Source organism: Lentzea albida, assembly GCF_900111005.1.
Lineage (GTDB): Bacteria > Actinomycetota > Actinomycetes > Mycobacteriales > Pseudonocardiaceae > Lentzea > Lentzea albida.
Genome location: NZ_FOFV01000002.1, coordinates 688,037 through 701,381 on the forward strand (window position 1 = coordinate 688,037; position 13,345 = coordinate 701,381).

Sequence of the window (13,345 nt, forward strand, 5' to 3'; positions counted from 1 at the left end):
TCCGGCATGCCGCGATGGAAACCGGACGCAGTCGAGCGCCTGCAGGCCGCCGCCCTGGACCTGTTCGACGAGCAGGGTTTCGAGCGCACGACCGTCGCCGAGATCGCCCAGCGGGCAGAACTCACCCAGCGCACGTTCTTCAACCACTTCCCGGACAAGCGGGAGGTGTTGTTCGAGATGAGCTCGAAGCTCCGGCAGGAGATCGTCGGCGAGATCGAGGCCGCCGACCACGACCTGGAGCCACTGGACGCCGTCATGCACGCGTTCGAGGTCGTCGCCGACAAGCTGCTTGAGAGCCGCCGTGCCGTCGTGGTGCGCCGTTATGCCGTGATCGCGGCCAACCGCGAGTTGCAGGAGCGCGAGCTCGGCAAGAACGCCGTGCTCACCGAGTCCGTCGCGGCCGCGCTCACCGCGCGCGGGTGCGATCCCGCGACGGCGTTCCTCGCCGCCGGCGCCGCCATGCTCGCGCAGCAGGCGGCGTTCCAGCAGTGGACACGGCCAGGCGAGACCCGGACGTTGCGCGATCTCCTGCCTGATGCGGTGCGCGCGCTGCGCACGACCGTCGGGGTCAGTTGACTCCTCGGTCCCGGCCCGCCCAGTACGGCTCGCGCAGCTTGAACTTCTGGATCTTGCCGGTCGCCGTGCGCGGGATCGAGTCGCGGAACTCGATCGACGTCGGCGCCTTGTACCCGGCGAGCTTCTCCTTGCAGTGCGCGATCAGCTCGGCCTCGGTCGCCTCGCCGGAGAGCACGACGAGCGCCTTGATCGTTTCACCCCACTTCTCGTGGGGCACTCCGATCACCGCGACCTCGGCGACGGCCGGGTGCGAGAACAGGCAGTCCTCGACCTCGATGGACGAGACGTTCTCGCCACCGGTGATGATCACGTCCTTCTTGCGGTCCGAGATCGTCAGGTAGCCCTGCTCGTCGAAGTGGCCGCCGTCGCCGGTGTGGAACCAGCCGTCCTCGAGGGCGTCCGCCGTGGACTCCGGGTTGTCCCAGTAGCCCTCCATGACCACGTTCGAGCGCGCGAGCACCTCGCCCGTGTCGGAGATCTTCAGCTGGGCGCCGAGCGCCGGCGCGCCCGCCCGTGACTGCAGCTTGGCCTTCTCCTCTCCCTCCGGCCCCGGCTGGGCGCGGTTGAAGGTGAGCAGCGGCGCCGTCTCGGTCAGGCCGTAGATCTGCAGGAACTCCCAGCCGAGCTCCTCGGTGACGCGCTGGATCGTGCGCGACGGAGGCGGCGCGCCCGCGCACACGATCCGCACGCGGTCACGGCCGGGGATCTCGCCATCCCACGTCTGCGCGGCGTCCAGCACCGCGTTCCACACGGCCGGTGCGCCGCACATGAGCGTGACGCCGTGGTCGCGCACACGGCGCAGGATCTCGGCACCGTCCACCTTGCGCAGCACCACCTGGGGCACGCCGAGGCCCGTGAGCCCGAACGGCATCCCCCAGCCGTTGCAGTGGAACATCGGCAGCACGTGCATGTAGACGTCGCCCTCCCACGCACGTGTGTGCATGGCGAACGTGACGGCGTTGAGCCAGATGTTGCGGTGCGTCAGCTGCACGCCCTTGGGCCGCGCCGTCGTCCCGGACGTGTAGTTGATGGTCGCGGTCGCATCCTCCGAGGGCGCGCTCCACGGCCGTGGCTCCACATCGAACCGAAGCAGCGACTCCGACTCCTCGCCGAGAGTGAACCGGTGGCGCGCCACGACGTCGTCCAGTTGCAGCTCCGGGTCGACGAACAACGCCGACGCGCCGCTGTGCTCGACGATGTACTTCACCTCGTCGGGGCGCAGGCGGAAGTTCACCGGCACGCAGACCCGCCCGCTGCCGGGCAGCGCGTGCAGCAGCTCGAGCATCCGCGCGGAGTTGTGGCTGACGACGGCGACCCGTTCGCCCTCACCGACGCCCAGCGCGTCGAAGCCCGCCTGCCACGCGCGCACGCGGGTGGCCATCTCCGCGTACGTCGTCGTCGCGACCGGCTTCGCGGGCTGGTCCGGCTCGTCGATCGTCGCCGTGGTCGCCGCGAACGCGAACGACGCCCGGTCCAGGAAGTCCGTGGTGATCAGCGGTACGCGCATGGACCGACACTACGACCAGGTGCTCGGATCTCCCCAGGACGAGAACGTCCCTCCCCCGGATGGAGGAACGGAGCTGAGGTCGGGGAGCACGTCACCGACGGGTTCGTGCAGCACGACGGTCGCCACGTCGTCGTACGGCGTCGGTTCGGCGTTGCAGATGATGACCTCGGCACCCGCTCGGGCGGCCAGCGGCACGAGTCCCGCGGCGGGCTGCACCGAGAGCGACGTCCCCGCCACCAGCAGCACGTCGCAGTCCAGGGCGGCGAGGCGGGCGCGGCGCAGCACCTCGGCGTCGAGGTGCTGCCCGAACGAGATCGTGGCGGACTTGAGGATCCCCCGGCAGCGCAGGCAGTCCGGGTCCTCCTCGCCCTCGGCCACGCGCTTGAGCGCGTCCCTCATCGGGCCGGTGGCGCCGCAGCCGAGGCACACGGTCGTGTGCAGCGTGCCGTGGACCTCCAGCACGCGGTGGGGGTCGGAGCCCGCCTTCTGGTGCAGGCCGTCGATGTTCTGCGTGATCACGGTGCGCAACCGCCCGGACCGTTCCAGTTCCACCAGCGCCCTGTGCGCGGCGTTCGGCTGGGCGGTCCACACGGGACTGGTCAGTTTCGTGTGCCAGGAAAGCCTGCGCGCCACGGGATCGGAGGCGTAGACCTCCAGCGACGAGCCGCGCCCGGCGTCCGCGTCCCGCGTCCACAGCGCGTCGGGGTCGCGGTAGTCCGGGATGCCCGAGTCCGTGGAGACCCCGGCGCCGGTCAGCACCGTGATCCGGTGGGCGGACGCGACCAGCGCGCGTGCCGCTGTGCACGCCTGGGAGGCCATCGGTTCACACTATCCGGGTGCGCAGCGCTGTGGGAGCCGCGATCGCGGCAGTGGGCTTGGTCACCACCATCGCCGGGACTTTCCTGCCCTGGCTGAAGTCCGGATCGACCACGAGGGACAGTTACGAAGTGCTCTCCCTGCGTGGTTTCGCCGGGTTGGACGGGGTGGCGGGGACCCTCGTCACGTCGGTCTGGGTGGGGCTAACGCCGCTGGCCATGGTGGCGATTGCTCTCTACGTGGTCCGTTTTCCACGGTTTGCCTCATGCATCGGCCTCCTCTTTGGCACGATCAGTGGAACCGTGGCCCTACTGGCCACAGTCCAAGGGGACAGCAAGGGTTCATTGGTCGGCATCAGCACAGCTGGACCGGCCACGACACTTGCCGGTGCCGTACTGACGATCGTGGGGGCGATCACGGTGCTCACCTCTACCAGGCGCAGCGCAGTGAGAACCTCAGGAGGGAACCCGTGAGCTACCCAGGTGGTGGCGGTGGCCAGTGGCAGCCGCAGAACAACCCGTACGGGCAGCAGCCCCAGCAGGGCGGCTACCCGCAGCAGCCGCAGCAGCCGGGTGGCTACCCGCAGCAGCCCCAGCAGGGCGGCTACCCTCAGCAGGGCGGATACCCGCAGACCGGACCGCAGGGCTTCCCGCAGCAGGGTTTCCCGCAGACGGGCCCGCAGGGCTTTCCCCAGCAGGGTTTCCCGCAGCAGGGCTTCGAGCAGCAGCCGTACGGCTACGCGCCGATGGGTGGCGAGCCGCCGAAGAAGAAGCGCACCGGTCTGGTCGTCACGGCCGTCGTCGCGGTGCTGCTGCTGATCGGTGGCGGTGTCACGTTCTTCGCCCTGCAGAAGTCCGACCCGGCGGCGAACGCGGGTCAGGACACGCCGGAGGTCGCGGCCAAGAACCTCATCGAGCAGCTCGGCAGTGGTGACGTCGTCGGCATCATGGCGTCCTTGGCACCGGCGGAGGCCGCGTTGTCGAAGGACTACATGGAGTCGATGACGAAGGAGATGAAGCGCCTCGAGATCCTCAAGCCCGACGCCGACCCAAACAAGCTGACCGGCGTCGAGTTCAAGAGCGAGAACATCAAGTTCGACGAGGCCGCCGCCGAGAAGATCAACGATCACCTCACCATCAACAAGCTGGTCGAGGGCAAGATCACGATCACCTCGGACGCGTCGAAGATCCCGCTGACCGACAAGCTCGTGGACGCGCTCGGCACCGAGTTCAAGACCACGACCTCGAAGTCCGAGACCGTCGACATCACCGCCGAGGTCAAGAAGCGCGGCACGCCGATCGGCATCGCCTCGATCAAGGTCGGCGACAAGTGGTACCCGAGCGCCTTCTACACGATCGCCAACGCGGTCCTGGAGGAGGAGAAGCAGAAGTGGCCGTCGCAGGGCATCGCGGCGCAGGGCGCGAGCTCGGCCGAGGACGCGGCGAAGCAGATGGTGAACGCCGCGCTCGACGCCGACCTGGAGAAGGTCATCGCGCTGCTGCCGCCCGACGAGGCCGGCGTGCTGCAGGACCTCGGCCCGCTGCTGGTCAAGGAGGCCGGCACGACCAAGCCGACCGGCGCCAAGCTGAACGCGCTGGAGACCGACGTCAAGGACGTCGCCGGCGGCAAGCAGGTCACGGTCAAGAAGCTGTCGATCACCGCCGAGGGCGAGACCGTGACGATCACCCGCGAGGGTGACTGCTACTCGGCCGAGGTGCCCGGCCAGGGCAACCAGAAGCTGTGCGCCGACGAGATCACGCAGCTGGTCAAGCAGCAGGGCGGCAAGAACATCCCCACCGAGGCGATCGAGATCATCGGCCGGGTGGCGTCGTCGGTCATGAAGACCGGTGTCGGCGTGGTGTCCACCGAGGTCGACGGCAAGTGGTACGTCAGCCCGGTCCGCTCCTACTACGAGCTCGCGCTCTCGCTGTTCCGCGGCTTCGAGCCCAAGGACGTCGACGCGCTGATCGAGCTCCTCAAGAAGTAAGTTCCCGCAGGTCCGCCACGGCCCTGTCACCCGCAACAGCGCGGTGACAGGGCCGTGGCAGTTCGTGGGCCGAGTGTTGCCGTCATGGACACACAGGTTCTGATCATCGGCGCCGGCCCGACCGGACTCACCCTCGCCCTCGACCTCGCCCGCCGCGGCGTCCCGTTCCGCGTCGTCGACGCCGCGCCCGCGCCGTTCGCGGGCTCCCGCGGCAAGGGCCTGCAGCCGCGCAGCATGGAGGTCTTCCACGACCTGGGCGTGATCGAGCCCGTGCTGGCGGCCGGCCGGTTCCATATGACGATGCGCGCCTACGACGGCCGCGAGGTGCTGCGCGAGTGGAACGTGCACGAGGGCCGTCACCCCACCGAGGAACGCCCGTACGCGGCCACCCTGCTCATCGCCCAGTTCCGGGTCGAGCAGGTCCTGCGGGACGCGCTGCCCCAGCCCGTCGAGTACGGGATGCCGCTGACCTCGTTCACGCAGGACGAGTCGGGCGTGACGGCCGTCGTCGGCACGGAGACCGTCCGCGCCCGGTACCTCGTCGGGTGCGATGGCGGGAAGTCGTTCGTGCGCAAGGAACTCGGCGTCCCGTTCGTCGGGGAGACGCACGAGGACATGCGGATGCTCGTCGGCGACCTGCGGATCTCCGGCCTGGACCGCGACCACTGGCACCAGTGGGGCGGCCGCGCCGACCGGTGGCTCGCCCTGTGCCCGTTGCCGGACACCGACCTTTTCCAGTTCCAGGCGAGCGGTGACGGCGAGCCGTCGCTGGACCTGTACCGGCAGATCGTCCGCGAGCGCACCGGCCTGGACGACGTCGTCGTGCACGACGCGACGTGGACGTCGTTGTACCGCACCAACATCAGGATGGTGGACAGGTTCCGCGTCGGCAGGGTGTTCCTCGCGGGCGACGCCGCGCACGTGCACTCCCCCGCCGGCGCCCAGGGCATGAACACCGGCATCCAGGACGCCTACAACCTGGGGTGGAAGCTCGGCATGGAGACGCTGCTCGACACCTACGAGTCCGAGCGCAAGCCGGTCGCCCAGTGGCTGCTCGGCATGACGACCGCGCTCATGACGTCCGGCGACCGGTTCCAGAAGCGCGACGACGAGACCCTGCAGCTGTCGCTGTCGTACCGGACCACCGAGGGCGAGGGGCTGCAGGCGGGCGACCGGATGCCGGACGGCACCACCGAGCAGGGCAGGATCTTCGACCTGCTGCGCGGACCCGACTTCGTGACGCTGGACCTCCCGGACGGCCCGGTGCTCGTGCGCCCGGACGGGTACGTCGCCGCGATCGGCCGGTCAGCGATCGACGCCTACTTCGGCGCGAACCCGGTCACGCAGCTGCACCACCGCCGGGTCGCCGCTCGGACCGCCGCGTAGCCGTTCCGCCTCGTCCAGGGCGCCGCCCGCGCCGCCGGGATCGCCCTGGGCGAGCAGCCAGTCCGCGTACCACTCGAGCACCGTCGCGCGGGCAGGCCCGTCCGCGCTCCTGCTGATGGCCTCGCGCGCCTTCCCGTGCTCCTCGCCCGCCGCGTCGAGGTGACCGAGCCGCGTGAGCGCCAGCCCGAGCCCCGCGTGCACGTTCGCCCGGAACTGGCTGGCCGGCGAGTCCACCGTGGCGTCGAGCGCCTGCCGGTAGAGCCGCACGGCGTCCTCGAAGTCACCGCTCCAGTAGGCGATCTCGCCGTGCGCCTGCGCGATCCGCCCCCGGTCCAGGTCGGACGGCGACCACGGCACCCGCGCGAGATCGTCCCGGGCCCCGGCGAGGTCGCCGGTCCGGATCTTCAGCCGCGCCGCCTGCACCAGCACCGACATCGGCACGAGCATCGACTCGGGCTCGCCCAGCTCCGCCGCGACCTGCCGGGCCTCGGACACCGCCTGGAACCCCTCGGCGAACGCGCCGCGGTTGATCAGCACCATGACCAGGCACGACAGGCAGAACACGACGGCCCACCGGTCGCCCGCGGCCCGGAACCCGTCGAGGGCGAGCCGGTACTGCGCCTCGGCCCGCGGCGCCGCGCCCTCGCTGAACTCCCCGGCCACCAGCCCGCGCACCAGCGCCGAGAACGCCCTCATCCACCCGTCGGGCGACCGCTCCATCCGCTCGGCCAGCGCCCCGAGCCGCTCCCCCAGGTCGGCGTCACCCCACACGTGACCGCTGGTGAGCATCAACGCGCACACGGCCGTCGTCAGGTCCTCCTCCCACAACCGCCGCAACGCGGTGATGACGTCGGCCGTGCCGAACGCCGCCACCGCCTCCGACAGCGGATCGGCGGGAATCTGCAACGCCCAGCGGTGGATCTCCTCGAACCGCTTGGTCATCACCAGCCAGTGCCACGTCCGGGCGGCCATCATCCGACGTGCCGTGGCGAGGTCGTCGCGCACCGCCCATGCCATCGCCGCGTCCAGGTTGGCGCGCTCGGCGTCGAAGACCTTCAACGCCTCCAGCTGCCCCGCCCCTCTCAGCAACGGCTCGTGCCGCTCCGCCAGTGCCACGTAGTAGGCGGCATGCCGCGCGGGGTCGGCGGCGTTCTGCTCCAACGCGTACTCGCGCACGGTCTCCAGCAACCGGTACCGCTCGCCCGCGCGCACGACGAGGGACTTCTCGACGAGCGCGGCCAGCAGGTCCTCGGTGTCCCACAGGTCTCCGGCACCGCACACCTCGTGCACCGCCTCGGCGGTCGCCCCGCCCACGAACACCGCCAGCCGCGCCAGCAGTGCCCGCTCGGCGTCGTCGAGCAGCTCCCAGCTCCAGTCGATCACCGCCCGCAACGTGCGGTGCCGCACCGGCCCGGTCCGCGCGCCGCGGTCCAGCAACCGCAGGCGGCTGTCCACACGCGACTCGAGCTGTGCCGCCGACAACGAGCGCGCCCGTGCGGCCGCGAGCTCCAGCGCCAGCGGGATCCCGTCCAGGGCAGCACAAACCCGCCGCACGACGTCGGCGTCGAACGCCGTCCCGACGCGCGCCGAGAACAACCGCACGGCGTGGTCGAGGTCGAGCGGCGCCACCGCGTGCACGACCTCGCCGGGGATCCCCAGCGGCTCGCGCGACGTCGCCAGCACGCGCGCGTCCGGCGCCTCGGCCAGCAGCCGGACGCACAACGCGGCGGCCGCGTCCACCACGTGCTCGCAGTTGTCGAGCACCACCAGCGACGCCCTGAGCCGGGAGAACATGGGCGCCGCCAACGGGTTCGGCCCCAGGGCGGTGTCCAGCGCCGCGAGCGGGTCGGCCGCCGAGTCCAGCTCGACGAACCACGCCTGCGGCAGGGTCGAGGCGTGCGTCAGCGCGAGACGTGTCTTGCCCACGCCTCCGAAGCCGGTCAGCGTCACCAACCGGTTGTGCCGCACCAGCTCCGCCAGCACCGCCAGGTCGCCGTCGCGCCCGACGAACGACCCGACCGCGGCCGGCAGGTTGCCGCGCGCGACGCGGTCGCGCAGCACCGCCAGGTGGGCGGCCGCCAGCGCCTCACCGGGGTCCACGCCCAGCTCGTCGGCCAGGGCCGAACGCACGCGCGCGAACACCGCCAGCGCGTCCGACCGCCGTCCGGCGGCGTTCAGCGCCAGCATCAGCCGGGCCTGGACGTCCTCGCGCAACGGGTGCGCGGCCGCCAGCGCCTCCAGCCCCGCCAGGTCGTCGCGCAGCAACGCCAGCCGCACGGCCTCGTCCACCGCGAAGGGCGCGTCCTCGAACGCCGCCCCGCGCCACAGGGCCGCGTCGCGGGTGCGCGTGAACTCCTCGACGTCGGTCGACGCCTCCAGCCGGTAGCCCGACGCGTGCGACGAGACCACCGCCGCACCGAGCACCCGCCGCAGCCGCGACACCAGCGACTGCAACGCCGCGGCACCGTCGACCGGTGGCTCGTCCGGCCACAGGTCGGCGATCAGCCGCTCCGGCGCGACGACGGATCCAGGTTCCACCGCCAGCCGGATCAGCAACCAGCGCAGGCGCTTGCCGCGCACCTCGACCGGTGCGCCGTCCGCGGCCACGACCCGCAGCGGCCCGAGCACGTCGACACGCATCAGGCCCGCCGCACCCCGGCCACCACCGCGCCCGCGACGAGCACGGCTCCTGCCGCCACCGCCCCCAGCAGGGACGGCGACACCCTGTTGTGGCCCAGGGCGTCGAGCACCCACCCGAGCGGGGTGACCCGGCCGAGCGGGTAGGTCAGCACCACCACCGAGAACACCGCCAGGACGGTGCGCCCGACGGAGTCGAGAACGGGACGGGCGAACAGCAGGCCCACACCGACGCCGAGCAACGCACACCCAGTATGCGCGGCGAGTCCGACAAAAAATTCGCCCGCCGTGTACGGGTGCGGGTTCGTCACCACCGGCCACACCGACGCCAGCACCGCCAGCACCAGCGAGAACAGCACCGCGACCAGCGCCGAGGCGGTCAGAACGCGAGCCCACCCACCGGCGGACACGACCGTGATCTCGCGCCGCACCACGTCCTCGGACGTCGCCACCACCACGGCCACCCAGGCCGAGATGGGGTACAGCAACGCCGACGAACCCGAGTACGCCTCCAGCGGCTGCCCGGCGTCCGAGGAGAACAACATCCCCATGACACCGAGGAACACCAGCAGGGGCGCCAAATACCGTTGCCCGCGAAGGACGTCGGCCGCGAGGTAGCGAACGAGGGAGGTCATCGCACGCTCCGCACCGAGCACCCGAGCCGCAACGCCTCGGCGAGCACCTGGTCGCTGCGGTCCGGCGCCACCACCACGCGCACCGACGACCCGCGCGTCTGCACGGACCGCACCCCTTCCAGCGCTTCCAGCACGTCCACGGCCGCCACCCGGCTGAGGTCGATCGTCACGTGCCCACCGGCGAGGTCGACGCGCGTGGCCGACGCGAGGTGTCCCTCGTGGTCGGACACCAGCGCCGTCCGCCCCTCCAGCAACGCCACGAGTTGCTCCGCGGCCCCGGGGTCGAGCCCGGTCCACGGCTCGTCGAGCACCAGCACGTCGGTGGCGAGGAACGCCTGCGCCAGCGCGACCTTCTGCGCGTTGCCCTTGGACAGCTCCGACATCGGCGCCGTCATCGAGCCGACGAACCCCAGCCGTTCCAGCACGTCGTTCGCCCCGGCACGCCGCACCCGCCCCATGTGCGCGAGGTACGACGAGGCGGACATCCTCACGTCCGACGGGAAGCGCTCCGGCACGTAGCCCACCGATGCAGGCCGCTCGACGCGGCCGGACGTCGGCCTCAGCACCCCCGCTGCGATCTTGAGCAACGTGGACTTGCCGGTGCCGTTCGCGCCGGTCAGCACGGTCAGGCCGGAGACCTCCAGCGTGAGGTCGCGCAGCACCCAGGGCCCACGCCCGTACCGCTTCGAAACCTGGTCGAGGAGCACCACGCCAAGATAGCCACCCGGGACGGCGCGGCCCGTCGCTTCGGCGTTCCCCGTCGTCGTGACGGTGACTTAGGGCAACCTGGGTTGAACCGGCTTACAGGACAAGCGTACTGTTTGGGGTCGAGGGGCAGCCGTCGACCCAGTGAGGAAGACTCTTCCCCATCCCGAACCGACCACCGCGCTGTCACCAGATGGAGTTGCACGTGACTGCACCAGCTAGCAAGGACAGCTTCGGCGCCCGCGGCACGCTCAACGTCGGCGACGCCTCGTACGAGGTGTTCCGGCTGAGCGCCGTGGAGGGCGCCGAGCGTCTGCCGTTCAGCCTGAAGATCCTGCTGGAGAACCTGCTGCGGACCGAGGACGGCGCGAACATCACCGCCGACCACGTGCGCGCTCTCGCCAACTGGGACCCGGCCGCCGAGCCGAGCACCGAGATCCAGTTCACGCCGGCCCGCGTCGTGATGCAGGACTTCACCGGTGTCCCCTGCGTCGTCGACCTCGCCACCATGCGCGAGGCCGTCACCCAGCTCGGCGGCGACGCCGAGAAGGTGAACCCGCTCGCGCCCGCCGAGCTCGTGATCGACCACTCGGTCATCGCCGACATCTTCGGCCGCCCGGACGCGTTCGAGCTGAACGTCGACCTCGAGTACGAGCGCAACCGCGAGCGCTACCAGTTCCTGCGCTGGGGCCAGACGGCGTTCGACGAGTTCAAGGTCGTCCCGCCCGGCACCGGCATCGTGCACCAGGTCAACATCGAGCACCTCGCCCGCGTCGTCATGGTCCGCAACGGCCAGGCGTACCCGGACACGCTGGTCGGCACCGACTCGCACACCACGATGGTCAACGGCATCGGCGTGCTGGGCTGGGGCGTCGGCGGCATCGAGGCCGAGGCCGCGATGCTCGGCCAGCCGGTCTCCATGCTGATCCCGCGCGTCGTCGGCTTCAAGCTCTCCGGTGAGCTGCCCCCCGGCGCCACCGCGACCGACCTCGTGCTCACGATCACCGAGATGCTGCGCAAGCAGGGCGTCGTCGGCAAGTTCGTCGAGTTCTACGGCGAGGGCGTCGGCGCCGTGCCGCTCGCGAACCGCGCCACCATCGGCAACATGTCGCCGGAGTTCGGCTCCACGGTCGGCATCTTCCCGATCGACGGCGAGACCATCGACTACCTGCGCCTCACCGGCCGGTCCGAGGAGCAGATCGCGCTCGTCGAGGCCTACGCCAAGGAGCAGGGCCTCTGGCACGACCCGTCCCGCGAGGCCGTGTACTCGGAGACGCTGGAGCTCGACCTGGCGACGGTCGTCCCGTCCATCGCCGGCCCGAAGCGCCCGCAGGACCGCATCGAGCTGACCTCCGCCAAGGAGGCGTTCCGCCAGGCCCTGGGCGCCTACGTCGCGCACACCGACACCCCGGCGCTGTCCGGCGTGGACGAGGCCGTCGACGAGACGTTCCCGGCCAGCGACCCGGTCGCCGTCCACGAGGGTGAGAACGGCTCCGGCGCGCCGAAGGTGTTCCAGACCGCCGCCGAGGGCTCCACCGGCCGCGTGTCGAACCCGGTCAAGGTCACCGTCGACGGCAACGAGTTCGAGCTGGACCACGGCGCCGTCGCGATCGCCGCGATCACGTCGTGCACCAACACCTCGAACCCGTCCGTGATGCTCGGCGCGGCCCTTCTCGCGAAGAAGGCCGTCGAGCGCGGTCTCGAGCGCAAGCCGTGGGTCAAGACGACCCTGGCGCCGGGCTCGAAGGTCGTCATGGACTACTACGAGCGCGCCGGCCTCATGCCGTACCTGGAGAAGCTCGGCTTCCACCTGGTCGGCTACGGCTGCACCACCTGCATCGGCAACTCGGGCCCGCTGCAGGAGGAGATCTCGGCGGGCGTGCAGGAAGGCGACCTCGCGGTCGTCTCGGTGCTGTCCGGCAACCGCAACTTCGAGGGCCGGATCAACCCGGACATCAAGATGAACTACCTCGCGTCGCCGCCGCTCGTCGTGGCGTACGCGCTGGCCGGTTCGATGGACAAGGACATCACCACCGAGCCGCTCGGCACCGACACCGAGGGCAAGCCCGTCTACCTGTCGGAGATCTGGCCGTCGCCGGCCGAGATCGCCGAGGTCATCTCGACCTCGATCTCCGCGGAGGGCTTCACCAAGGGCTACACGAACGTGTTCTCCGGTGACGAGCGCTGGCAGTCGCTGCCCACGCCGACCGGCAACACGTTCGAGTGGGACAGCGAGTCCACCTACGTGCGCAAGCCCCCGTACTTCGAGGGCATGGAGATGGAGCCGAAGCCGGTCACCGACATCGCGGGCGCTCGCGTCCTCGCGCTGCTGGGCGACTCGGTCACCACGGACCACATCTCCCCCGCCGGTTCGATCAAGGCCGACTCGCCCGCGGGCAAGTACCTGACCGAGCACGGCGTGGAGCGCAAGGACTTCAACTCCTACGGCTCCCGCCGCGGCAACCACGAGGTGATGATCCGCGGCACGTTCGCGAACATCCGCCTGCGCAACCTCCTGCTCGACGACGTCCAGGGCGGCTTCACCCGCAACTTCCTGGAGGCCGACGCCCCGCAGACGACGATCTACGACGCGTCGGTCGCCTACGCCGAGGCGGGCGTCCCGCTCGTCGTGCTGGCGGGCAAGGAGTACGGCTCCGGCTCGTCGCGCGACTGGGCGGCCAAGGGCACCTCGCTGCTCGGCGTCCGCGCCGTCATCGCCGAGTCCTACGAGCGCATCCACCGCTCGAACCTGATCGGCATGGGCGTCGTGCCGCTGCAGTTCCCGGCCGGCGAGAACGCCGCGTCCCTGGGGCTGGACGGCACCGAGACGTTCGACTTCGCCGGCCTCACGGAGCTGAACAACGGCACCACGCCGTCGACGGTGCACGTGACCGCCACGAAGGCCGACGGCTCGAAGGTCGAGTTCGACGCGGTCGTCCGCATCGACACGCCCGGTGAGGCCGACTACTACCGCAACGGCGGCATCATGCAGTACGTGCTGCGCAAGATGGTCCGCAGCTAGTCCGAACCGCTGAAAGGGCCGCTCACCACCCGGTGGGCGGCCCTTTCGCCGTCTATGGGTTCGTAACGGCGGCC

10 protein-coding genes are annotated in these 13,345 nt (G+C 70.8%); 5 read left to right on the forward strand and 5 right to left on the reverse strand.

What is annotated here, in order from left to right:
- Positions 1–6 precede the first annotated feature (6 nt).
- Positions 7–576, forward strand: a complete 570-nt coding sequence (locus BMY74_RS08615) for a TetR/AcrR family transcriptional regulator (RefSeq protein WP_089912243.1) — start codon at positions 7–9, stop codon at positions 574–576.
- Here the strand turns inward: BMY74_RS08615 and BMY74_RS08620 are convergent.
- Positions 569–2,083, reverse strand: a complete 1,515-nt coding sequence (locus BMY74_RS08620) for a class I adenylate-forming enzyme family protein (protein ID WP_089912247.1) — start codon at positions 2,081–2,083, stop codon at positions 569–571. The genes BMY74_RS08615 and BMY74_RS08620 overlap by 8 nt on opposite strands.
- Before the next feature lie 9 nt (positions 2,084–2,092).
- On the reverse strand, positions 2,093–2,902 hold the full coding sequence (locus BMY74_RS08625; RefSeq protein ID WP_089912250.1) for an SIR2 family NAD-dependent protein deacylase: 810 nt from the start codon (positions 2,900–2,902) through the stop codon (positions 2,093–2,095).
- A gap of 17 nt (positions 2,903–2,919) precedes the next feature.
- Between BMY74_RS08625 and BMY74_RS08630 the strand changes: the two genes are divergently transcribed.
- The 3 genes from BMY74_RS08630 (at position 2,920) to BMY74_RS08640 (ending at position 6,272) form a co-directional block, all read left to right on the forward strand.
- Positions 2,920–3,372: a hypothetical protein gene (locus BMY74_RS08630; protein ID WP_143091490.1), complete on the forward strand. Its 453-nt coding sequence runs from the start codon at positions 2,920–2,922 to the stop codon at positions 3,370–3,372.
- Positions 3,369–4,886, forward strand: coding sequence for a proline-rich domain-containing protein (locus BMY74_RS44890; protein WP_177229633.1), 1,518 nt, complete (start codon positions 3,369–3,371; stop codon positions 4,884–4,886). Before BMY74_RS08630 ends, BMY74_RS44890 begins: the two co-directional genes overlap by 4 nt.
- Before the next feature lie 84 nt (positions 4,887–4,970).
- The gene (locus BMY74_RS08640) at positions 4,971–6,272 is read left to right on the forward strand and encodes an FAD-dependent monooxygenase (RefSeq protein WP_089912255.1); all 1,302 of its coding nucleotides are present in this window, start codon (positions 4,971–4,973) and stop codon (positions 6,270–6,272) included.
- On the opposite strand, the gene BMY74_RS08645 is transcribed toward BMY74_RS08640, so the two are convergent.
- Genes BMY74_RS08645 through BMY74_RS08655 form a run of 3 tightly spaced genes read right to left on the reverse strand, consistent with a single transcriptional unit; the run spans position 6,192 to position 10,251 of the window.
- Positions 6,192–8,912: an AfsR/SARP family transcriptional regulator gene (locus tag BMY74_RS08645; RefSeq protein ID WP_089912258.1), complete on the reverse strand. Its 2,721-nt coding sequence runs from the start codon at positions 8,910–8,912 to the stop codon at positions 6,192–6,194. The genes BMY74_RS08640 and BMY74_RS08645 overlap by 81 nt on opposite strands.
- Positions 8,912–9,544: a hypothetical protein gene (locus tag BMY74_RS08650; RefSeq protein WP_089912703.1), complete on the reverse strand. Its 633-nt coding sequence runs from the start codon at positions 9,542–9,544 to the stop codon at positions 8,912–8,914. Before BMY74_RS08650 ends, BMY74_RS08645 begins: the two co-directional genes overlap by 1 nt.
- Positions 9,541–10,251, reverse strand: coding sequence for an ATP-binding cassette domain-containing protein (locus tag BMY74_RS08655; RefSeq protein WP_089912706.1), 711 nt, complete (start codon positions 10,249–10,251; stop codon positions 9,541–9,543). The genes BMY74_RS08650 and BMY74_RS08655 overlap by 4 nt, the downstream gene beginning before the upstream one ends.
- Positions 10,252–10,454: 203 nt before the next feature.
- On the opposite strand from BMY74_RS08655, the gene BMY74_RS08660 reads away from it, so the two are divergent.
- On the forward strand, positions 10,455–13,271 hold the full coding sequence (locus BMY74_RS08660; RefSeq protein WP_089912709.1) for an aconitate hydratase: 2,817 nt from the start codon (positions 10,455–10,457) through the stop codon (positions 13,269–13,271).
- Positions 13,272–13,345 lie beyond the last annotated feature (74 nt).

Bases quoted from the DNA above. Each gene is read 5' to 3' on its own strand.
- BMY74_RS08645 (WP_089912258.1), bottom strand. From the start codon at position 8,912: ATGCGTGTCGACGTGCTCGGGCCGCTGCGGGTCGTGGCCGCGGACGGC.
- BMY74_RS08620 (WP_089912247.1), bottom strand. From the start codon at position 2,083: ATGCGCGTACCGCTGATCACCACGGACTTCCTGGACCGGGCGTCGTTC.
- BMY74_RS08650 (WP_089912703.1), bottom strand. From the start codon at position 9,544: ATGACCTCCCTCGTTCGCTACCTCGCGGCCGACGTCCTTCGCGGGCAA.
- BMY74_RS08640 (WP_089912255.1), top strand. From the start codon at position 4,971: ATGGACACACAGGTTCTGATCATCGGCGCCGGCCCGACCGGACTCACC.
- BMY74_RS08615 (WP_089912243.1), top strand. From the start codon at position 7: ATGCCGCGATGGAAACCGGACGCAGTCGAGCGCCTGCAGGCCGCCGCC.
- BMY74_RS08625 (WP_089912250.1), bottom strand. From the start codon at position 2,902: ATGGCCTCCCAGGCGTGCACAGCGGCACGCGCGCTGGTCGCGTCCGCC.